16 protein-coding genes are annotated in these 21,370 nt (G+C 74.3%); 7 read left to right on the forward strand and 9 right to left on the reverse strand.

Annotation, left to right across the window (positions count from 1 at the left end; translation table 11 throughout):
- Positions 1-34 precede the first annotated feature (34 nt).
- Both E4198_RS04665 and sepH read left to right on the forward strand, forming a co-directional pair.
- Positions 35-1,354, forward strand: a complete 1,320-nt coding sequence (locus E4198_RS04665) for a D-arabinono-1,4-lactone oxidase (protein ID WP_136182042.1) — start codon at positions 35-37, stop codon at positions 1,352-1,354.
- Between the two features lie 411 nt (positions 1,355-1,765).
- Entirely contained in the window at positions 1,766-2,833 is a 1,068-nt protein-coding gene (gene sepH / locus E4198_RS04670) for a septation protein SepH (RefSeq protein WP_136182043.1), read from the forward strand.
- Between the two features lie 67 nt (positions 2,834-2,900).
- Here sepH and E4198_RS04675 read toward each other — a convergent pair whose 3' ends face one another.
- Positions 2,901-3,731, reverse strand: a complete 831-nt coding sequence (locus E4198_RS04675) for a sulfurtransferase (protein WP_136182044.1) — start codon at positions 3,729-3,731, stop codon at positions 2,901-2,903.
- A gap of 127 nt (positions 3,732-3,858) precedes the next feature.
- Here E4198_RS04675 and E4198_RS04680 point away from each other — a divergent pair, with 127 nt between their 5' ends.
- Positions 3,859-4,668, forward strand: a complete 810-nt coding sequence (locus E4198_RS04680) for a VOC family protein (protein WP_136182045.1) — start codon at positions 3,859-3,861, stop codon at positions 4,666-4,668.
- 22 nt (positions 4,669-4,690) lie between these two features.
- Here the strand turns inward: E4198_RS04680 and E4198_RS04685 are convergent, their stop codons facing one another.
- From E4198_RS04685 to E4198_RS04700, 4 genes are all read right to left on the reverse strand, one after another.
- Positions 4,691-5,461: a thymidine kinase gene (locus tag E4198_RS04685; RefSeq protein ID WP_136182046.1), complete on the reverse strand. Its 771-nt coding sequence runs from the start codon at positions 5,459-5,461 to the stop codon at positions 4,691-4,693.
- A gap of 96 nt (positions 5,462-5,557) precedes the next feature.
- On the reverse strand, positions 5,558-6,709 hold the full coding sequence (locus E4198_RS04690; protein ID WP_247597856.1) for a nucleotide pyrophosphatase/phosphodiesterase family protein: 1,152 nt from the start codon (positions 6,707-6,709) through the stop codon (positions 5,558-5,560).
- A 62-nt stretch (positions 6,710-6,771) separates the two neighbouring features.
- Positions 6,772-7,371, reverse strand: a complete 600-nt coding sequence (locus tag E4198_RS04695) for a DUF5998 family protein (RefSeq protein ID WP_027763157.1) — start codon at positions 7,369-7,371, stop codon at positions 6,772-6,774.
- Between the two features lie 137 nt (positions 7,372-7,508).
- Positions 7,509-10,334: a bifunctional GNAT family N-acetyltransferase/acetate--CoA ligase family protein gene (locus E4198_RS04700; protein ID WP_136182048.1), complete on the reverse strand. Its 2,826-nt coding sequence runs from the start codon at positions 10,332-10,334 to the stop codon at positions 7,509-7,511.
- 80 nt (positions 10,335-10,414) lie between these two features.
- Here E4198_RS04700 and E4198_RS04705 point away from each other — a divergent pair, with 80 nt between their 5' ends.
- Entirely contained in the window at positions 10,415-10,732 is a 318-nt protein-coding gene (locus E4198_RS04705; protein WP_136182049.1) for an HPr family phosphocarrier protein, read from the forward strand.
- A gap of 56 nt (positions 10,733-10,788) precedes the next feature.
- Here E4198_RS04705 and E4198_RS04710 read toward each other — a convergent pair whose 3' ends face one another.
- The 3 genes from E4198_RS04710 to E4198_RS04720 form a co-directional block, all read right to left on the reverse strand.
- Positions 10,789-11,589 (reverse strand): M23 family metallopeptidase, encoded by an 801-nt coding sequence (locus E4198_RS04710; RefSeq protein ID WP_136182050.1) that lies wholly within the window; start codon positions 11,587-11,589, stop codon positions 10,789-10,791.
- A 270-nt stretch (positions 11,590-11,859) separates the two neighbouring features.
- Positions 11,860-13,230, reverse strand: coding sequence for a pitrilysin family protein (locus tag E4198_RS04715; protein WP_199779582.1), 1,371 nt, complete (start codon positions 13,228-13,230; stop codon positions 11,860-11,862).
- Positions 13,231-13,259: 29 nt separating this feature from the next.
- Entirely contained in the window at positions 13,260-14,612 is a 1,353-nt protein-coding gene (locus E4198_RS04720) for a pitrilysin family protein (RefSeq protein ID WP_136182051.1), read from the reverse strand.
- A gap of 211 nt (positions 14,613-14,823) precedes the next feature.
- On the opposite strand from E4198_RS04720, the gene E4198_RS04725 reads away from it, so the two are divergent.
- Complete coding sequence (locus E4198_RS04725) at positions 14,824-17,277, forward strand: DNA topoisomerase IV subunit A (RefSeq protein ID WP_136182052.1); 2,454 nt, start codon at positions 14,824-14,826, stop codon at positions 17,275-17,277.
- Here the strand turns inward: E4198_RS04725 and E4198_RS04730 are convergent.
- Positions 17,274-18,431, reverse strand: a complete 1,158-nt coding sequence (locus E4198_RS04730; RefSeq protein WP_136182053.1) for a GTP-binding protein — start codon at positions 18,429-18,431, stop codon at positions 17,274-17,276. The two genes, E4198_RS04725 and E4198_RS04730, sit on opposite strands and share 4 nt — an antisense overlap.
- 132 nt (positions 18,432-18,563) lie before the next feature.
- Here E4198_RS04730 and E4198_RS04735 point away from each other — a divergent pair, with 132 nt between their 5' ends.
- Both E4198_RS04735 and E4198_RS04740 read left to right on the forward strand, forming a co-directional pair.
- Positions 18,564-19,574, forward strand: coding sequence for a sucrase ferredoxin (locus E4198_RS04735; RefSeq protein ID WP_136182054.1), 1,011 nt, complete (start codon positions 18,564-18,566; stop codon positions 19,572-19,574).
- Positions 19,575-19,732: 158 nt separating this feature from the next.
- Positions 19,733-21,367, forward strand: coding sequence for a sensor histidine kinase (locus tag E4198_RS04740; protein ID WP_136185186.1), 1,635 nt, complete (start codon positions 19,733-19,735; stop codon positions 21,365-21,367).
- Positions 21,368-21,370: the final 3 nt, after the last annotated feature.

Genomic DNA, 21,370 nt, shown 5'->3' on the forward strand with positions numbered 1-21,370 from the left:
CGTACGAGGAGTCCGCCGCAGGAGGGGGTCGGGTATGCGCGCACCGAGCAGGAGCGGCTCGCCGACGTGGCGGAACTGGGCGGGGAACGTCGGGATGCGTCCGGTCCGCACGGTGGCGCCGTCCTCGACGGCGGCGCTGGCCGAGGCGGTGCGCCGGGCGGCGGAGGACGGCCTGCCGGTGAAGGCGGCAGGCACCGGCCACTCCTTCACCACGGTCGCGGCGACGGAGGGTGTGCTGCTGCGCACGGACCGGCTGTGCGGGGTGCGGAACATCGACCGGGCGGCCGGCACGGTCACGGTCGCGGCGGGCACGCCGCTGTGGCAGCTCAACGAGGCCCTCGCCGGCGAGGGTCTGTCGCTGACCAACATGGGCGACATCATGGAGCAGACGGTGGCCGGGGCGGTGAGCACCGGCACGCACGGCACGGGCCGCGACTCGGCGGGGCTGGCGGCACAGGTCGTCGGGCTGGAGCTGGTGCTCGCGGGCGGCTCGGTCCTGCGGTGCTCGGCCGAGGAGAACGCCGACGTGTTCGCCGCGGCCCGCGTCGGTCTGGGCGCACTGGGCGTGATCAGCGAACTCACCTTCGCCGTCGAGCCGTTGTTCCTGCTCACCGCCCGGGAGGAACCGATGCCGTTCGGGCGGGTGACCGAGGAGTTCGACCAGCTCGCGGCGGAGAACGAGCACGTCGAGTTCTACTGGTTCCCGCACACCGAGCACTGCAACACCAAGCGCAACAACCGCAGTCCGGGCCCCCCGAGGCCGCTGCACCGCGTGCGCGGCTGGGTGGACGACGAACTGCTGTCGAACGGCGTGTTCCGCGCCGTGTGCGCACTGGGCCGAGCCGTGCCGGGAACGGTTCCCGGGACCGCCCGGATCGCCGGCCGGGCGCTGTCCGCGCGCAGCTACACCGACGTCCCCTACCGGGTGTTCACCACGCCGCGGCGGGTGCGGTTCCTGGAGATGGAGTACGCGCTGCCGCGCGAGGCCGGGATGGCGGCGCTGCGCGAACTCCGGGCTCTCATCGAGCGGTCGGACTTCCGGGTGAGCTTCCCCGTCGAGGTGCGCACCGCACCGGCCGACGACATCACCCTGTCGACGGCGAGCGGGCGGGACAGCGTCTACCTCGCCGTGCACATGTACCGGGGGGCACCGCACGAGGCGTACTTCACAGCCGCGGAACGGATCATGGCGGCGCACAGCGGGCGCCCACACTGGGGGAAGCTGCACTCGCGGGACGCCACGTGGCTGGCGGAGGCGTACCCGCGGTTCGGGGATTTCCTGGCACTGCGTGACCGTCTCGACCCGGGGCGGGCGTTCGGCAACGACTATCTGAGGCGGGTACTCGGGGACTGAGCGGAGTCGGGTGGGACACCCAACTCCCCAGAGACCGGATCGCAGCCTTCCACTTGTGTCGATCTAGTGAATGTCCGGACGGCTCGACGCGGCGCGCGAGGGCGCGCCGAGCGCCTGAAGCCCACCCGCGGACGGGAGTTCGGCGGCGCGTCACCCACACCCGGATGGTCCGAATGGAGTAGTGTGACGAGCCCTGGCCTCGGCCCCGACCCTGGCTTCGCTGCCCAGCGTGACATCCCGTCACGTTGAGTGGCCAACGTGTCACCGTGCCATAACGGCGGAGCGGGACCGGGGCTCGACACGCCGGGCGAGTCGGCAAGGTTGTGGCAGGCTGCACCCGGGCAGGCCACACTCGTCCAAGCGGGAGCAGCGACGCACGTGACGTCGGCAGGCACCACCGGGGAGGTTCCCATGCCCGAACTGCGTGTCGTGGCCGTCAGCAACGACGGCACACGGCTGGTGCTCAAGGCTGCCGACAGCACGGAATACACCCTTCCGATCGACGAACGGCTGCGCGCCGCGGTGCGCAACGACCGTGCGCGCCTGGGGCAGATCGAAATCGAGGTGGAGAGCCACCTGCGCCCCCGGGACATCCAGGCCCGGATACGAGCCGGCGCCACCGCCGAAGAGGTCGCGCAGATGGCCGGCATCCCCGTCGAGCGGGTCCGCCGCTTCGAGGGCCCGGTACTGGCCGAGCGCGCGTTCATGGCGGAGCGCGCCCGGAAGACACCCGTGCGTCGCCCGGGCGAGAGCACCGGTCCGCAGCTCGGCGAGGTGGTGGCCGAGCGGCTGCTGCTGCGCGGCGCGGACAAGGACACCGTGCTGTGGGACTCCTGGCGCCGGGACGACGGCACCTGGGAAGTGGTGCTCGCCTACCGGGTCGCCGGCGAACCGCACTCGGCCGGCTGGACGTACGACCCGCCGCGGCGGCTGGTGCAGGCCGTGGACGACGAGGCGCGTTCACTCATCGGCGAGACCGACGACACCCCCGAGCCGAGCTTCCCCTTCGTGCCGCGCATCGCGCGACTGCCGCGGGACCGCGGAGACCGGGGCGAGCGCGGGGACCGGCCGGATCTGGAGCCCGCCGCACTGCCGCCCGCATCGGCCGACGGCGCCCCCGCGGAAGCCGCCGACTCGCTGACCAGCCTGCTGGAGGCGGTGCCGAGCTTCCGGGGTGACCTGGTCGTGCCCGAGCGGCCCGCCGCCGTGCAGTCGGCCGACGCTGAGGAGGACGGCACGGCCGTCGCCGACCGCGAGTCCGACGAGGACCGGGAGCAGATCGACCCGCCCGCCCCCGCGGCCAGCGCGGGCTCCGCGTACGCGGACGTGCTGATGCCCCGTTCGGTGAAGGCGCACCGCGAACGGCTCACGGGGAACACCGATCGGCAGGCCGAGGCGGACGGCGTCCGGCCCGGCCGGCGGGCCGCGGTGCCCAGCTGGGACGAGATCGTCTTCGGCACGCGGCGCAAGAAGGAGTGACCGGGCGGCCGGCCCCGCCCCTCGCGGACTTCCCGCGGAGGGGCGGGGCCGGCCGCCCAGGCCGGTCTCAGCCCGCTTCCGGGCCGATGGCCACCGGCCGCGCCGGGTCGGCGGTCCACTCGCTCCACGAGCCCGGGTAGAGCGCGGCGTCGATCCCCGCCTCGGCGAGGGCCAGCAGTTCGTGCGCGGCCGACACGCCGGAGCCGCAGTACACGCCGACCTCGGTGCCCGGTGTGACGCCGAGCGCGGCGAAGTGCGCGGCGAGTTCCGCGGCCGGGCGGAAAGTGCCCCGGTCGGTGACGGTCGCGGTGGTGGGCGCGGAGAGGGCGCCGGGGATGTGTCCGGCGACCGGGTCGAGCGGCTCCACCTCGCCGCGGTACCGCTCGCCGGCACGGGCGTCGAGCAGCGCCCCACGGCGGGCGAGCTCCGCCGCCCCGTCCGCGTCCAGCGTGGGCAGGGAACCGGGTACGGGCGTGAAGTCGCCGACGGCGGGCTCGGGCAGGTCCTTCGTCAGCGGCCCGTCCCAGACCGGGAGACCGCCGTCCAGCACGCGCACGTCCGGGTGCCCGGCCCAGCGCAGCAGCCACCAGGCGCGCGCGGCGGCCCACCCGAGGCCCCCGTCGTAGGTGACCACGGGACGGTCGGCGGACACGCCGGCGCGGCGCATCGCGGCGCCGAACACCTCCGGCGCGGGCAGCGGGTGGCGTCCGGTGCCCGGCCCCGCGGGCGCGGCGAGTTCGGTGTCCATGTCGACGTAGACGGCGCCCGGCAGGTGGCCTTCGGCGTAGGCGGGGCGGCCGGGCGGGCCGCCGGGGACGTAGCGGACGTCGAGCAGCACCGGCGGCCGGGGACCGGCCAGTTCGGCTGCCAGCGCGGAGGCGGTGAGGAGTGCGGTCATGACGCCATCCTCCCGCAACCGCGTCCCGCCGTCCCGCGCCTCCGCCCGCGCTACGGGACCGGATGACACAATCCACCGCACGGGTACACGGAAGAGACCGCACCGACGATGGTCAGGGGAGCAGCAGATGACGCAGACAGTCAGCGCGCGGCAGCGACGGCAGACTCCGGGCACGCCGTGTTGGGCCAGTCTCATGGTGCGCGACCTCGACCGCAGCCGGGACTTCTACCAGGGCCTCTTCGGCTGGGAGTTCACCGCCGGACCGCAACAGCTCGGCCCGTACGTCAGGGCGGTGCTCGACGGGCGTGAGGTGGCCGGACTCGGCGAGACTCCGTCGGGCCGGCGCTTCCCTGCCGCCTGGACCCCCTACCTGGCCAGCGACGACGCCGACGAGACGGCGGCCCTCATCCGGCTGTGCGGCGGTACCGTCGCCGTGGGCCCGCTCGACTTCGGCGACACGGGACGGCTGGTGGTCGCCGCCGATCCCGGCGGCGCCGCGTTCGGCGTCTGGCAGAGCGACGAGGACACCGGTGTCCAGGTGGTGGAGAACGCCCCGGGGACGCCCGTGTGGTTCGAGCTGCTGACGCACACGACCGCGGGGCCGGGCGCCTTCTATCCATCGGTGTTCGGCTACGGGACCAAGCCCGACCCGGGAGGCGACGAGCAGGACCGGCTGACACTGCTGGTCGGAGACCGGCCGGTGGCGACCGTGCGCGGCACGGACGGGGCCCGGCCGTCGGCGCACGGACCGCACTGGAAGACCTGCTTCGCCGTCCGCGACGTCGAGGACACGGTGCGGCGGGCCCGGGAACTGGGCGGCCGACTGGTCCGGGAGCCGCATCCCACGCCGTACGGTGTGCGGGCGACGGTGGCGGACGCCGAGGGGGCGGAGTTCAGCGTACGGGAGCAGCCGGGGGCGTCCGGCGATGCGTCCTGAAGGGGGCGCGAGCCCGGCGGTCTCAGGCGGGTGAGCCTCCGGGCCCCCGCACACCCTCCGGCGCCGGGGCCGAGCCGTTCGCGGGGGCCGAGCCGTTCACTCCGCCGGGAGCCGGGCGCGGCGGCGGAGGCGCGGCCACGGCATCCACGGGCAGAACGTCCGGGGAGAGCGGCGCGGCACCCGCCGTCACCGCCGTGAGCCGACGGCGGTGGTGCCGCCTGCACAGCACCTCGTAGCCGATCTCCGCGGCCGGGCCGCCCCGTCCGCCGATGTCGCCGACGACGACCTGCGCACCCTCGACCACCATGCGCCCGCCGACCGTACGCGCGTTGTGGGTGGCGCGGGCACCGCACCAGCACAGCGCCTCGACCTGCAACGCCTCGATGCGGTCGGCCAGTTCCATCAGCCGCTGGGAGCCGGGAAAGAGCTTGGTGCGGAAGTCGGTGGTGATGCCGAAGGCGTACACGTCTATGCCGAGGTCGTCCACGATGCGGGCCAGCTGGTCGACCTGGTCCGGGGAGAGGAACTGCGCCTCGTCGGCGATCACGTAGTCGCTGCGCCCGCCCGCGGTCAGGTGCCGGACGAGATGCAGGTGGAAGTCGAAGTCCTCGTCCGTCTCGACTGCCTCCGTCACCAGGCCCAGGCGGGAGGACAACAGCCCCTCCCCCGCCCGGTCGTTCCGGGTGAAGATCATGCCCTGGAGGCCGCGTGCCGACCGGTTGTGCTCGATCTGGAGGGCCAGCGTGCTCTTGCCGCAGTCCATCGTGCCGGAGAAGAAGACCAGCTCGGGCATGGAGAAGACGGACCTTTCGGGTCGGGGGACGGTGGGCGGTCGCAGTCGCGGTGGGGCGTGACGGTGGGGCGTGACGGTCCGTCGTGCGGCGTGGCGCTAGGTGCGGACCTCCAGCAGCGGGACCATCTGCTCCGCGCGGGTCGCGGAGCCGTGCATGCCGATCAGCGCAGATTCCTTGGGCTCCCGCCGGGTGGCGACCACCGCGGCGTTCCCGTTCATCGCCACGACGACGTCGCCGAGACGGTCGCGGACGCGGTCCTCCACCCGAGGGCCGAACCAGCCGAGTGCGACGGCCTCCTCACGGGTGGCGACCCAGGCGTGGCCGGCGAGCACCTCGCGCCAGACGTCGGCGACGGCGCCGGCCGCGCCGGGCACCGCGTACAGGTGCCGCATGCGTCCCTCGCCGCCGAGCGAGGCGACGCCGGCGGAGAGTTCCCAGTCCTCGTCGAAGTCGAAGCGGAACTGCGGGCTTTCGGGTACGTCGACCATGCCGTGGTCGGCGGTCACGTAGAGGGCGGAGCGGGGCGGCAGCTGCTCGGCGAGGCGCTGGGCGAGCCGGTCGACGTACTGGAGCTGGCCGCGCCAGGCGTCGGAGTCCATGCCGTAGCGGTGGCCGTGACCGTCGAGTTCGGCGTAGTAGGTGTACACCAGGGTGCGGTCGGCGGCGCTGAGGCGTTCCGCGGCGGTGTCCATCCGCTCCTCCGCGGCCAGCCGTCCGTGGAAGGTGCCGCCGGAGAGGGCCACCGTGGTCAGCGGGGTGTGCTCGAAGTGCGGCGCGGTGACCTGGCAGGTCGCCACGCCGGCGGCGTGGGCGAGGCGGAAGACCGTGGGGTGCGGCTGCCACAGGTGGGGGTCCGTCCACGGGCGCCAGCGGAGCTGATTCATCAGCGCGCCGGTGTCCGGGTTGCGGACGGTGTAGCCGGGCAGGCCGTGCGCGCCGGGTGGGAGGCCGGTGCCGACCGAGGCCAGCGAGGTGGCAGTGGTGGAGGGGAATCCGCTGGTGAGCGGGCGTCCGCTGCCGCCCAGCGAACTCGGCAGCAGCGAGGTGAGGAACGGCGCCTCCTCGGGGTGGGCCGCCAGAGCCTCCCACCCCATTCCGTCGACCAGGAAGACGCAGACCCGGTCGGCCGGCTCCAGCGGGAGACCCGCCTCCAGGCCGGGCACCCCCTGTCCGGAGGCGAGGGTCGGCAGCAGGTCGGCCAGTGAGCCGTCGCCGTAGCGGGGAACGGGCGCGGTGCGCGGATCCAGGGGCGTCGCCTCGTCGGCCGGGTAGGGGTCCTCCGGGACGGGTCGCGCCGTGTGCGGCGGTGTCACCGGTGGGCACCCGGGCGGGCCGCCGCCGTCGCCTCGGAGAGCGCCTGCGCGAAGGCCAGCGCCTGCCGTACGGTCTCCGGCCCGTCGCCCGCCTCGCTCACCCGGAGGGAGAGGTCGTCGGCCGTGGTGGAGCCGGTGTAGCCGTGGTCCGCCTCGCAGTTGGGGTCGCCGCAGGCCGCGGGCTCCAGGTCGATGCGGGAGACCGCGCCCCAGCCGATGGTCAGCACCACCTCGCGCGGCAGGGTGCCGGGGGTGTAGGACTCCGGGTCGGCGACGACGCGGGAGAGGACGACGGAGGCGATCCGCTCCAGCTTCACCGACTCGGTCGAGGTGGTGGCGTACGGCGAGGCGGAGGTGCCGTCGGCCGGCTGCTCGTCGGTGTGGCTGACCAGGAAGCGGGTGCCGGTGAGGACGAGGACGGTGACGTGCCGGCGGATCTCGTTGGAGTCGAACGTCGTCTCCTGGTGCACCAGGTAGGACGACACGGGTTCGCCGCCGACGGCCGCCTCGACCGCCTCGGCGACGAGGGCGGGGTAGTAGCCGCTGCGCTCGATCGCGGAGCGCAGTCCCTGGGTCGTCGTACCGGTCTTCGCCATGCGGACCATCCTAGGGCCTGCGAGGGAAGGTTCTGCCGGTCCGTACGGCGGCGCCGGTCCGCCTCGCCGGTATGCCGCAGGACCGGGCGGGCGGCATCCGGGACGGCGGCCCGGTCCGGCGGGGGAAGGCGGCCCGGTCAGTACGCGGGCAGGGTGCGGCGGCCGAGGTCGCCCCGCGGCGGCGGTTCGGCGACCCGTACGGCCGCGCCCAGCACGGTCAGCCCGCGCGGCGCCACCACCACCGGCTCCAGATCGACCGCAACGATCCGCGGGTGGTCGTCCAGCAGCCGGGAGACCCGCAGCAGCAGGTCCTCCAGGGCGGCGGTGTCGACCGGCTGCGCCCCCCTCCAGCCGAAGAGGAGGGGGGCCGCGCGCAGCGACCGGACCAGCCCCTGGACGTCCCGGTCGGTGGCGGGGACCAGGCGCTGCGCGGTGTCGCCGAGCAGCTCCGACGGTGCCCCGGCGAGGCCGAAGGACAGCACGGCGCCGATCGACGGGTCGACGGCCGCACGGACCACGGTGTCCACGCCGCGCGGTGCCATGGCCTGCACGACCGGCCGCAGCTCGGCGGGCTTCCCCAGGGACGAGGTCAGGTCGGCGTACGCCCGGCGGAGCTGGTGTTTGCTCGCCACGTCCAGGCGTACGCCCCCGAGGTCGGCACGGTGCCGCAGGTGCGGGGCGGTGGTCTTGAGCGCCACCGGGTAGCCGAGCCGGCGGGCCGCGGCGACGGCGTCGTCCGCGGAGGCGGCGGGCAGGGTGGGCTGGACGGCGATGCCGTAGTGGCCGAGCAGCTCGGCCGTCCCGGCCTGGCCCAGCGGCAGGCTGCCGTGCAGCCCGGGTTCGGCGGCGGCCACCGTCGTGGGCCGGGCCGCACGCGCTGCCGCGGGGTGGGCCGTACGGGCGCCGGGGGCGTCCTCCCCGGACCCGTCGCCGCGGGTGGCGCGGGCGACCAGCCGGGCGGCTGCCCCTTCGTCCACGTCGAACTGCGGGACGCGGCCCGGCTCCTGTGCGTCGCGGCGCCATGCCGCGTGCCGCACGGCGTGGGCGAGGGCACGCACCGCCCGTTCCGGTGAGGGGTAGCTGGGGATGCCGCGGGTGGCCAGCGCCTCGTCGAGCCCGGCGATCGCCAGGTGCACGACGGCCAGCGGCTTCTCCGCACCGGATGCGGCGTCGGCCAGCGCGTCGGCGAGCGACCCGACCGGCACCTCGCCGACGCCGGGGATGGCGGTCACGACGACCGCGTCGGTCTGCGCCTCGGCCAGCGCCTCGCGGACGGCCTCCCGGAAGTCGCCCGTGGTGGCGGCGGTGGTGAGGTCGCGGGCCGGCAGGGGGCGCAGTCCGTCGGTGAGGCAGGCGTCGTGGGTGAGCAGGCTCAGCGACTCGGTGTTGCCGAGCAGCGCGACGCGCGGCCCGGCGGGCAGCGGCTGGGACGCCAGCAGTGCTCCCGCGTCCACCTGCTCGGTCACGGTGTCGACGGTGATCACCCCCGCCTGCCGCAGCAGCGAGGACACGGTGGCGGCGGGCGTACGCGAGGCCGGTGCGGCGTGCCCGGGCGGCGGGGCGCTGCCGCTGTGCCGGGCACCCTTGACCACGACGACGGGCTTGCGGACGGAGATCCGTTTGGCGAGACGGGTGAACTTCCGCGGGTTGCCGATGGATTCCAGGTACATCAGCGCGACGTCAGTGTCCGGGTCCTCGTCCCAGAACTGGAGCACGTCGTTGCCGGAGACGTCGGCGCGGTTGCCGGCGGAGACGAAGGTGGACAGACCCGCGCCGCGCCGGTGCAGCCCTTCGAGCAGCGCGATGCCGATCGCGCCGGACTGGGTGAACAGACCCACCCGCCCCCGCCGGGGCATCCGCGGCGACGGCGTGGCGTTGAGGCGCACGTCCGGGGCGGTGTTCATGATGCCGAGCGCGTTCGGCCCGATGACGCGCATGCCGTACGAGCGGGCGTGGCGGACGAGTTCGCGCTGTCCGTCGCGGGTGAAGTCGGCGGAGAGCACGACCAGGCCCTGCACGCCGTGTTCGCCGCAGTCGGCGACGACGTCGGCCACCTCCGCGGCGGGGACGGCGACGACGGCGAGGTCGACGCGCTCCGGCACGTCGCGGACCGAGCGGAACGCGGCGGCGCCGCCGAGGTCGGGGACGCGGTCGGGGTCGGGTGACGGGTCGAGCGCGTGGTTCACCGCGTACGTGCGCCCGGTGAATCCGGCGGCGCGCAGACTCTCCAGCACCGTGCGTCCGGCGCCGCCGGGGGTGCGGCTGACGCCGACGACGGCGACCGAGGCAGGGGCGAGCAGGCGCTGCACGGAACGGCCCTCGGCGCGCTGCTCGCGGGCGTGCATCACGGCGAGGGAGGCTTCGGTGGGCTCCAGGTCGAGCGTGAGGTGGACGGAGCCGTCCTCGAAGCTGCGGCGCTGGGAGTAGCCGGCGTCTGTGAACACCTTGATCATCTTGGTGTTGGCGGGCAGCACCTCGGCGATGAAGCGGCGGATGCCGCGTTCGCGGGCCACCGCGCCCACGTGCTCCAGCATGGCCGAGGCGAGGCCGCGTCCCTGGTGGGCGTCCTGGACGAGGAAGGCGACCTCGGCCTGGCCCGCCCGGACGGCCTCCTGCGGCACGCCGTCCCCGGTGCCGGTGGGAGCGGTGTGGGCGGGGCGGCCGTCGCCGTCGATCCGGTCGTACCGGACGGTAGCGATGATCTCGCCGCGGACGGTGGCGGCGAGCCCGACCCGGTCGACGTAGTCGTGATGCGTGAATCGCCGGACGTCGCGGTCGGAAAGACGCGGATACGGAGCGAAGAAGCGGTAGTACTTGGACTCGTCGGATACCTGCTCGTAGAAGGCGACCAGCCGGTCCGCGTCGTCGGGCGTGATGGGCCGGATCCGGGCCGTGCCGCCGTCGCGGAGCACGACATCGGCCTCCCAGTGCGCGGGATACGCCCGGTCCGCCGGAGTCTGCATGAGTGACAGCGTACGGCCGGGTGCGGCGTAGTGTCGTAGGCCAGCACCGGGTTCCGAGTCGTGGGGAGGAGGAGAGCGGGATGGCCGAGCGCCGTGTCACCGTCGGCTGGCAGGAGGGCCTGCACGCCAGACCGGCCGCGATGTTCTCGCGGGCGGCGATGGCCACCGGAGTCCGGATGACCGTACGGAGGCCGACCGGCGACGGGACCGGGGATGACACCGACGGAGACGGCGCGCCCGCCGTGGACGCCGCCTCGATGCTGGGCGTCATGGCGCTGGGCGCCGAGCGGGGCGACGAGATCGTGCTGGCCTCCGAGGGCGACGGGGAGGCGGACCGGTCCGCCCTGGACCGGCTGGCCCGGATGGTCGCCGAGGGCCTCGACGAGCTGCCGGCGTAGGTACGGCGCCCCCGGCCCGGTGCCGCCCCGCGAGCGGTCCCGTCCCCGGAGGGTGTTCAGACGGCGACGCCGTGCTCGCGGAGGTAGGGCAGCGGGGCGATGTCGGAGCCGTAGTCGGGGCCGGTGCGCACCTCGAAGTGCAGGTGCGGACCGCTGCTGTTGCCGGTGGAGCCGGAAAGTCCCACCCGATCGCCCGCACCGACCTGGGCACCGGCCGCGACCGTGACGGACGACAGGTGGCCGTACTGGGTGTACGCGCCGTCGGCGTGGCGGACGACCACGTTGTAGCCGTAGGAGCCGGACCAGCCCGCCTCCACGACCTCGCCGGCGGCGACGGAGCGGACCGTGGTGCCGGACGCGGCGTGGAAGTCCACGCCGGTGTGGCTTCCGGAGGACCACGTGGCGCCGCCCGCGCCGTAGGCGGTGGAGACGTGGGAGCCGGCGACCGGGGCGACGTAACGCCGCAGGGCGGCGCGTTCCGCGGCACGGGCCGCGCGGCGGCGTTCCGCCTCCTCGCGCTCGCGCTCGGCCCGGGCGGCAGCCTTCCGCGCTGCCTCTTCGGCCGCCTCCTCCGCGGCGCTGCGCTGGGTGCGTGCCTGGTCCGCGACGCGGCCGGCGAGGGCGTCCGACACGGCGGCGGCCTGCGTCAGACCGGTGTCCGGGCCCCCGGAGGCTTCCTCGGAGGCAACGGCGGGTGCCGCAGGTGCGGCGGCGGCCGGGGCGGCGAGGGAGCCGACGACGCTCGCGGTGGCGAGTCCCGCCACGCCGGCGATGCGGGCGCCCGCACGGCAGGCGCGGCCCGGCCGGCGGTGCTTGCCCGGGGTGCGCTGCCTCCCGGGGCCAGTGGTGGTCGCCATGCTGCGGCGGGCTCCTCTCGGGCTGCACGCGGGCCGCGGCGGCGGCGCCTGCTGACGTGAGCCGGAGGGACGCTAATCAGGACATCTGCCAACAGCCAAACCGAATCGGCTGATTGTCGCGCATGCCACAGCACAGACCGGGCATCTCGGCGCCGAAGCGGACAGAGCGCGGCCTGCGGCGAGGTGCTCACCTCGCCGCAGGCCGCGCTCAGGAGTGCACGCCGGAGGCGGTGTTCAGGCGCGGTTCCCGCGTGCGCGCGGGACGCGCCCTCAGGTGCCGGGGACGACGGTCACCTCTCCGATGCCGAGTGCGCGCACCGGGTCCGCGATCTGTCCGGCGTCGCCGACGAGGACGCAGACCAGCCGGTCCTCGGGGAAGGCGTTGACGACGGCGGCGGTGGCCTCGACCGTGCCCGTCTCGGCGAGACGGAGGTACAACTGCGCCTGGTAGTCGTCCGGTAGGTGCTGTTCCACCTGGTCGGCGAGGGTGGCGGCGACGGCAGCGGCCGTCTCGTACCGCAGCGGGGCCACGCCGACGAGGTTCTGCACGGCGACGTCCCGCTCCTCGTCGTCGAGGCCGTCGGCGGCGAGGGTGCGCAGCACCTGCCACAGGTCCGCGAGGGCGGGGCCGGTCACGTCGGTGGCGACGGAACCGCTGATGGCGAGCATCGCCGCCCCCGAGCCGTCCGGCGCGGAGCGCAGCACCTGGCCGAAGGCGCGGACGCCGTAGGTGTAGCCCTTCTCCTCACGCAGCACGCGGTCCAGACGGGACGTCAGAGTGCCGCCCAGGCAGTACGTGCCGAGGACCTGCGCGGCCCAGACGCGGTCGTGCCGGTCGGGGCCGATGCGGCCGATGAGCAGCTGGGTCTGCACCGCGCCGGGCCGGTCGACGATGACGACGCGGCCGGTGTCGTCGGCGGTGACGGCCGGGACCGGCCGGGGCTCGGCCGTCGAGCCCGTCCAGGCGCCGAGGGTGTCGGCGACGGCCTGGTCCAGGTCGACGCCGGTGAAGTCGCCGACCACGACGGCAGTGGCCGTGGCGGGACGCACGTGCGCCTCGTAGAAGGCGCGGACGGCCGCGGCGTCGATGCGCTGCACCGTCTCCTCCGTGCCGAGACGGGGGCGGGAGTGCCGGGAGGCGGCCGGGAAGAGCTGCCTGGCCAGTTCCTTCGCGGCGCGGCGGGCCGGGTTGGCCAGCTCGTGCGGGATCTCGTCCAGGCGGTTGCGGACCAGCCGGGAGACCTCGTCGTCGCGGAAGGCGGGGGCGCGCAGCGCGTCGGCCAGCAGGCTCAGCCCCTTGTCGAGGCGGGAGGCCGGGACCTCCAGGGAAACCCGTACGCCGGGGTGGTCGGCGTGCGTGTCCAGGGTGGCGCCGCAGCGCTCCAGCTCGGCGTTGAAGGCCTCGGCGTCCAGCTTGTCGGTGCCCTCGGCGAGCGCGCGACCCATGATGTTGGACACGCCGTCCAGACCCTCCGGCTCGGCGTCCAGCGGGGCGAGCAGGTTGACCTCGACGGCGACGACTTTCTGGCCGGGCCGGTGGCAGCGCAGCAGGGTCAGGCCGTTGGGCAGGGTGCTGCGGTCGGGCGCCGGGAAGGCCCACGGCTTGGGTTCGCCGCCGCGGGGGCGCGGGTGGAAGTCCATCGTCATGCCTGGGGTGTTGGCGGCGTCGCTCACTGGCCGGTCTCCTCGGCTGCGGTCTGGTCCCCGTCCTCGGACGCGGTCTCGGGTGTGGTCGGCTCGTACACCAGGACGGCGCGGTTGTCCGGCCGGAGCCGGGCGGCGGCGACCTGGCGCACCTCCTCGGCCGTGACCTCCAGCACCCGCTGCACGGCGGTCAGCGCGAGCTGCGGGTCGCCGAACAGCACCGCGTAACGGCAGAGTTCGTCGGCGCGGTCACCGACCGTGGCGAGCCGGTCCAGCCACTCGCGCTCCAGCTGCGCCTGGGCGCGCTCCATCTCCTCCTCGGTCGGGCCCTCGGCCGCGAACCGGGCGAGTTCCTCGTCGACGGCCGCCTCGATGTCGGCGACCTCGGTGCCCGCGGACGCCTTCACGTCCAGCCAGCCCAGCGAGGGGGCACCGGCGAGGCGCAGCAGGCCGAAGCCGGCGCTGACCGCGCTCTGGTCCCGGCGGACCAAGCGGTTGTGCAGCCGGGAGGACTCGCCGCCGCCGAGGGCGGTGAGCGCGAGGTCCGCGGCGTCGCACTCGCGCAGGCCGTCCTCCGGCAGCCGGTAGACGGACATCAGGGCGCGAGCCGGCACCTCCTCGCGGAGCACCTGCCGCTGCTGCTCCCCCATGATCTCGGGCAGGGCGCCGTCCCGCGGCGGATGCTTGCCGTCGTGGCCCGGGATGGAGCCGAAATACTTCTCGATCCAGCCGAGCGTGGCCTCCGGGTCGATGTCGCCGACCACGGACAGCACCGCGTTGTTCGGCGCGTAGTAGGTGCGGAAGAACTGGCGCGCGTCCTCCAGGGAGGCGGCGTCCAGGTCGGCCATGGAGCCGATCGGGGTGTGGTGGTAGGGGTGACCGTCGGGGAAGGCCATGGCGGTCAGCCGCTCGAAGGCGGTGCCGTAGGGCACGTTGTCGTACCGCTGACGGCGCTCGTTCTTGACCACGTCGCGCTGGTTCTCCATGGACTCCTCGTCCAGGGCGGCCAGCAGCGAGCCCATCCGGTCTGCCTCGAGCCAGAGGGCGAGCTCCAACTCGTGCGCCGGCATGGTCTCGAAATAGTTGGTGCGCTCGAAGCTGGTGGTGCCGTTGAGGGAGCCGCCGGCGCCCTGGACCAGCTCGAAGTGGCCGTTGCCCGGCACCTGATTCGAGCCCTGGAACATCAGGTGCTCGAAGAGGTGGGCCAGGCCCGTACGGCCCTTCACCTCGTGCCGGGAGCCCACGTCGTACCAGATGCAGACGGCGGCGACCGGCGTCAGATGGTCCTCGGAGAGCACCACGCGCAGGCCGTTGGCCAGCCGGTGCTCGGTCGCGGTGAGCCCGCCGGTGGAAGGCGGGGGCGTGGCCGTGTGACCCATGGGCCGCTCAGTCCCTTCGATCGCGAGAGGTGATTCTTTCCGTCACTGTATGCAAGCGCTCCGACTGTCCGCGAAGTTCCCGTACGGTACGTGCCCAGGACCTTCCCCGCGCGACCGGTTGTCGGACCCGCGGGCCACAATGGTCCGCGTCAGTCTCAGCTCTCCCTGACCCAGCTCGTCAGACCACCCGGACGAAGGAGCGCTCGCCGCGATGGCCCGCCGCAGTACGAAGACCCCGCCGCCGGACGACTTCGAGGAGCGCATCCTCGACATCGACGTCGTCGACGAGATGCAGGGCTCCTTCCTGGAGTACGCCTACTCGGTCATCTACTCGCGCGCCCTGCCGGACGCCCGCGACGGCCTGAAGCCCGTGCACCGCCGCATCCTGTACCAGATGCACGAGATGGGCCTGCGCCCCGAGCGCAGCTACGTCAAGTGCGCCCGCGTGGTGGGCGAGGTGATGGGCAAGCTGCACCCGCACGGCGACTCCGCGATCTACGACGCGCTGGTGCGCATGGCGCAGTCGTTCTCGATGCGCGTGCCGCTGGTCGACGGGCACGGCAACTTCGGTTCGCTGGGCAACGACGACCCGCCGGCCGCGATGCGCTACACCGAATGCCGGTCGGCTCCGGCCGCGGGACTGATGGTCGAATCGATCGACGAGGACACCGTCGACTTCGCGCCGAACTACGACGGCAGCGAGCAGGAGCCCGTCGCGCTGCCGTCGGCCTACCCGAACCTGCTGGTCAACGGCGCCTCCGGGATCGCGGTCGGCATGGCGACCAACATGGCGCCGCACAACCTGGGCGAGGTCGTCGCCGCGGCCCGGCACCTGATCAAGCACCCGGGCGCCGACCTCGAGACGCTGATGCGCTTCGTGCCCGGCCCCGACCTGCCCACCGGCGGGAAGATCGTCGGACTGGACGGGATCCGGGACGCGTACGAGAAGGGGCGCGGCACCTTCAAGATGCGCGCCACCGTCGCCGTGGAGCAGGTCACCGCACGGCGCAAGGGCCTGGTCGTCACCGAACTGCCGTTCGCCGTGGGTCCGGAGAAGGTCGTCTCCAAGATCAAGGACCTGGTCAACGCGAAGAAGCTCCAGGGCATCGCGGACGTCAAGGACCTCACCGACCGCGAGCACGGGCTGCGACTGGTCATCGAAGTCAAGAACGGCTTCAACCCGGAGGCCGTGCTCACGCACCTGTACAAGCTGACGCCGATGGAGGAGACCTTCGGCATCAACAACGTCGCCCTCGTCGACGGGCAGCCCCTGACCCTCGGGCTCAAGGAGCTGCTCGAGGTGTACGTCGACCACCGCTTCGAGGTGGTGCGGCGGCGCAGCGAGTTCCGGCGCGGCAAGCGACGCGACCGGCTGCACCTGGTCGAGGGCCTGCTCGTCGCGCTGCTCGACATCGACGAGGTCATCCGGCTCATCCGGGGCAGCGAGAACGCCGCCGAGGCCAAGCAGACGCTGATGGAGCGCTTCGGACTCTCCGAGGTTCAGACGCAGTACATCCTCGACACCCCGCTGCGGCGCCTGACCCGCTTCGACCGCATCGAGCTGGAGAGCGAGCGCGACCGGCTGCGGGAGGAGATCGAGGAGCTGACGCGCATCCTGGATTCGGACGCCGAGCTGCGCAAGCTGGTCTCCTCCGAACTGGCCGCCGTCGCCAAGAAGTACAGCACCAAGCGCCGCACCGAGCTGCTGGACTCCGCCGAGTCGCCGGTCACCGCCGTCCCCCTCCAGGTCGCCGACGACCCGTGCCGCGTGCTGCTGTCCTCCACCGGCCTGCTGGCCCGTGCCGAGAACGGCACCGCGGACACCGGCGCGGGCGCGGAGGTCAAGCGCGTCAAGCACGACGTGATCGTCTCGGCGGTTCCCGCCACCACCCGCGGCGAGATCGGCGCGGTGACCTCGGCCGGGCGGCTGCTGCGGCTGGCGGTGGTGGACCTGCCCCAGCTCCCGGAGACCGGTGGGCCGCCGAATCTGTCCGGAGGCGCTCAGGTGTCGGAGTTCCTGACGCTGGCGGCGGACGAGTCGCTGATCTGCCTGACGACGCTGGACGAGTCCTCGCCCGGGCTGGCGCTCGGCACCGCGCAGGGCGTCGTCAAGCGTGTCGTGCCGGACTATCCGGCGCACAAGGAGGAGCTGGAGGTCATCTCGCTCAAGGAGGGCGACCGCGTCGTCGGCGGCGCCGAACTCCGCACGGGCGAGGAGGATCTGGTGTTCGTCTCCAGCGAAGCCCAGCTGCTCAGGTACCCGGCGGGGCAGGTGCGGCCGCAGGGCCGGGCGGCCGGCGGTATGGCGGGCATCAAGCTCGCCCCGGACGCGAAGGTCCTCTCGTTCTCCGCGGTCGATCCGTCGGCCGACGCCATGGTGTTCACCGTCGCCGGTTCGCACGGCACCCTCGACGACTCGGTGGCCACCGCCAAGCTCACCCCGTTCGACCAGTTCCCGCGCAAGGGCCGGGCGACCGGCGGCGTGCGCTGCCAGCGGTTCCTGAAGGGCGAGGACTGCCTGACCATGGCCTGGGCGGGGCCGGCGCCCGTCCGCGCGGCGACCCGCACCGGCGCTCCGGCCGAGCTGCCGGAGCCGGACCCGCGCCGGGACGGCTCCGGTGTGCCACTGGCCAAGCCCGTCGCGGCGCTGGCCGGACCGGCTTAGTCCATCGGGCGGGCGGCCGAGGAGGGCTCGGGGAGGACGAGTTCCGCCTCGTCCAGGTCGTCCCACGCGTCACCGGGCTCCTCACCCGTCTCCGACGCCCCCGTCGCGTCCTTCGCGGCGGGGTCGTCGACGTACCGCAGGACGCCCCACATCGCGCGCGGATCGGCCGGGGCGGCGGGGTCCGCCCTGCACGCGTCGAGCCCCTCACGGAGCGCGGGGCCGTCCACGCCGGTGCCGATCAGCACCAGTTCGGTGCCCCCGGGCCCGAGCCCGGCGCGCTCCACGGGCGCGAACCGCAGGAAGCCGCCCACCGCGTGCACCGCGTAGCGCCGCTGCGGGTCGGCGTCGCCGAAGTCGACGAAGCCCTTGATCCGGTAGACGCCCTGAGGCCGCCGGTCCAGGAACTCCAGCAGCCGACGGGGGTCCACAGGCTCCCGGGTGCTGAACTCCACGCTCTGGTAGGCCGCGTGGAGGTGGCCGGCGTGGTCCCCCGCAAACTCGTCGCCGGCGCGCAGCAGCGCGTCGAAGGAGAGCTGTTCGGCGGCCGACCGCCGCCGCTCCGGTCGGTCGAAGAGCAGGCCCGGGTCGACCCGCCCGTACGCCGCGCGCACCACCGGGCCACCGGGGCTGAGTTCCCGCAGGCTCGCCTCCAGGGTCTCCAGCGTCCCGGGATCGGCACGGTCGGTCTTGTTGAGCACCACCAGGTCGGCGGCCCGCAGATGGCGGTCCAGTTCCGGATGGCGTTCCCGTGTCGCGGGATACTCGGCGGCGTCGACAACCTCCACCAACCCGCCGTACACGATGTGCGGATTGCGGCTGGCGAGGATCATCCGGATCACCGTCTCGGGCTCGGCGAGCCCGCTCGCCTCGACCACGACGACGTCCATCCGCGCGGACGGCCGCGCGAGAACGTCCAGCACACCGTCCAGGTCCTCGGTGTCGACGGCACAGCACAGGCAGCCGTCGCCGAGCGACACCATGGAGTCGACCTGCCCGGCGACCGTCATCGCATCGATCTCGATGCTGCCGAAGTCGTTGACGACCGCGCCGATGCGGGTACCGCCGCTGCGCCGCAGCAGGTGGTTGAGGAGCGTGGTCTTGCCGGAACCGAGAAAGCCGGCGAGAACGACGACCGGAATCCGGCGGGTGACCACGGGGACCTCCAGCGTGTCGGGATCGGGGCGGGCGGGGCCCGATCGTAGTCGAGCCACTGCGGTCGGTCGCAGCCCGGCCGTGGGGACGCGTCCGGGGGGTGACCTGGAACAGGTTCGGTTAGGCTCGCCTCTGTGAGAACGTGCGCCACAGCGTCCCGGGTGCTGAGCGAGCCCCTGGCGGCCACGGCCGCCACCGCACGCACCTGGCTGCTGATCGAACAGCCCGGCCCCTGGGGCTCCAAGGCCCTGACGGAGAGCCACCTCGATCCCGCGCTGGGCGCCGCCCTGGACCGGGCGGCCGCGCCGCACGGCGTGCGTGTCGCGCTCATCCGCCGACCGGGACCGCACGCCGACCGCGGCGAGCCCCACGACCGGCGCATCCACCTCGCTCACACCGCACCCGGCGTCTCCTGGGTGCTCACCCGCGAGACGGCCGCCGGGGTGGACCCCGTCACGTCCCTGCCGGACATGGACTTCGCCGCTCTCGGCGCCGGGATCCGCGCCGGCGCGGGCCCCGGCTGGCACGACCACCGGGGCGACCCGCTGGCGCTGGTGTGCACCAACGGCAAGCGGGACCGCTGCTGCGCCCTGCTCGGCCGCCCGCTGGCGGCGGAACTCGCCGCGTCCGCGCACGCCGACGTCTGGGAGATCACGCACATCGGCGGCCACCGCTTCTCCCCCACCCTGCTGGTGCTGCCGTACGGCTACGCCTACGGGCGCGCCGCCGCGCACACCGTCAAGTCGGTGCTGGAGGCGGTGCGCGAGGGGCGTGTGGTGACCGAGGGCTGCCGAGGACGTTCGGTCTGGGACCGGCCCGGCCAGGCGGCCGATCTGGCCGTCCGGGAGGCCACCGGCGAGCAGCAGGCGGACGCGCTGGACGTGGTGGACGTGCAGGAGGCGCCGGAGGGCTCGGGCGGGCAGCGGTGGGCGGTCACCGTGGTGCACCGGGACGGGCGCCGCTGGCGGGTGCACATCGCCGCGGTGGCCGACGACGCCCCGCAGGCGGCGCCCAGTTGCGGCGCCGTGCTGGGGCTGCCGCCGCAGATGCGGGTCGAGGCCGTCGAGGCGCTCGTGCCCGTGGCGGCGGCGCCGGCGGGCGCAGCGTGCGCCGCGGGCGAGGGAGTGGAGCGCCCGACTCGGTGACGGCCACGCCGGACGAGGAGACCGGAACGGACGGGCCTCCCTGGCAGGCCACGACCGGCGCGCCACCGGGCCCGTTCGGGACGGCCTCGCGGCGGCGCATCGGAGCGGTACGGCGGCGATTCCCGTTCGGGCTGTCGCCGCGCGCGCTGCGGGTCGGCATGCCGCGGCGGGTCTTCTCCCAGGTCCTCGTGATGCAGCTCGCGATCATCACGGGGGTGACGGCCCTGGTCACCGGTCTCTTCCTGGCCCCGCTGAGTGCCGAGTTCGACGACCGCGCCACCCAGCGCGCCCTGGCCATCGCCCGGTCCACCGCCGTGCAACCGGGCCTGCCCGAGCAGCTGCGCTCCCCCGGCGGCCCGTCCGCGGACGGGCCGGTACAGGAACGCGCCGAGCGGGTGCGACGCACCACCGGCGCCAGCTACGTGGTGATCATGGACACCCGCGGCATCCGCTGGTCCCATCCGGAGGTGCGGCGGATCGGACGGTACGTCTCCACCGACCCGGCCCGCGCACTCGCCGGGCACGAGGTGCGGCACATCGACGTGGGAACGCTGGGACGGTCGGCGCGGGGCAAGGTGCCGGTGCGGGACGACGAGGGCCGGATCGTCGGCGCGGTGTCGGTCGGCATCGCCTACGACAGCGTCCGCGAACGGCTGCTCGGCGCCGTTCCCGAGCTCCTCGCCTACGCGGGGGGCGCCCTGGGCGTCGGCGTGCTCGCGGCGCTGCTGGTCTCCCGCCGTCTGCAGCGGCAGACCCACGACCTGGCGTTCTCCGACATCTCCGCCCTGCTCGCCGAGCGCGAGGCCATGCTGCACGGCATCCGTGAGGGCGTGGTGGCGCTCGACGGGGCGGGCCGCATCCGGCTGGTCAACGACGAGGCCCAGCGGCTCCTCGACCTCGCCCCGCGGGATGCGGGACGGGCGCTGGAGGAGGCACTCGGCTCCGGGCGTACGGCGGACGTGCTCACCGGGCGCGTCACCGGGCGGGACCTGCTCACGGTACGGGGCGGCCGGGTGCTGGTGGCGAACCGGATGCCGACCGACGACGGCGGCGCGGTGGTCACCCTGCGCGACCGGACGGAGCTGGAGCAGCTGGGCCGCGAGCTGGACAGCTCGCGGGTGCTGGTGGACGCCCTGCGTGCGCAGGACCACGAGCACGCCAACCGGCTGCACGTCCTGCTCGGCCTGCTGGAACTGGAGCTGTACGACGAGGCCGCCGCCTACCTGTCCGAGGTGGTCGGCGTGCACCGGGCCACGGCGGAGCAGATCACCGGTCAGGTGCGCGACCCGCAGCTGGCCGCGCTGCTGGTGGGGAAGGCCACCGTGGCGGCCGAACGCGACGTGGCGCTGCGTGTCCGGTCCGGGACGCTGCTCCCGGACCGCTTGGTCGACGCGCGGGAGATGGTCACCGTGGTGGGGAACCTGGTGGACAACGCGCTGGACGCGGCGGCCGGCACCGCACGGGCGGAGGTCGGCGTGGAGCTGCTCCCGGCCGGCGGCACGGGCGTCCGGCTACGGGTCACCGACAGCGGGCCCGGGATTCCACCCGAGCGGCGGGAGCAGGTGTTCGCCGAGGGCTGGTCGACGAAGCCGCCGCCGGCACATGGTAGGCGAGGGCTCGGCCTGGCGCTGGTGAAGCGACTGGCGGAACGGCACGGCGGCATCGTGCGGGTGGGCGAGGCGCCCGGCGGCGGCGCGGAGTTCACCGTGGAGCTGCCGGACGCGCTGGCGCCCGACCCGGCCGTCGCGGACCGGGCGGGCGCGGCGGCGGGCGGCACTGACGGTGCCGCCTGAGGC

The sequence above is a fragment of the Streptomyces sp. RKND-216 genome, assembly GCF_004795255.1.
Taxonomy (GTDB): domain Bacteria; phylum Actinomycetota; class Actinomycetes; order Streptomycetales; family Streptomycetaceae; genus Streptomyces; species Streptomyces hazeniae.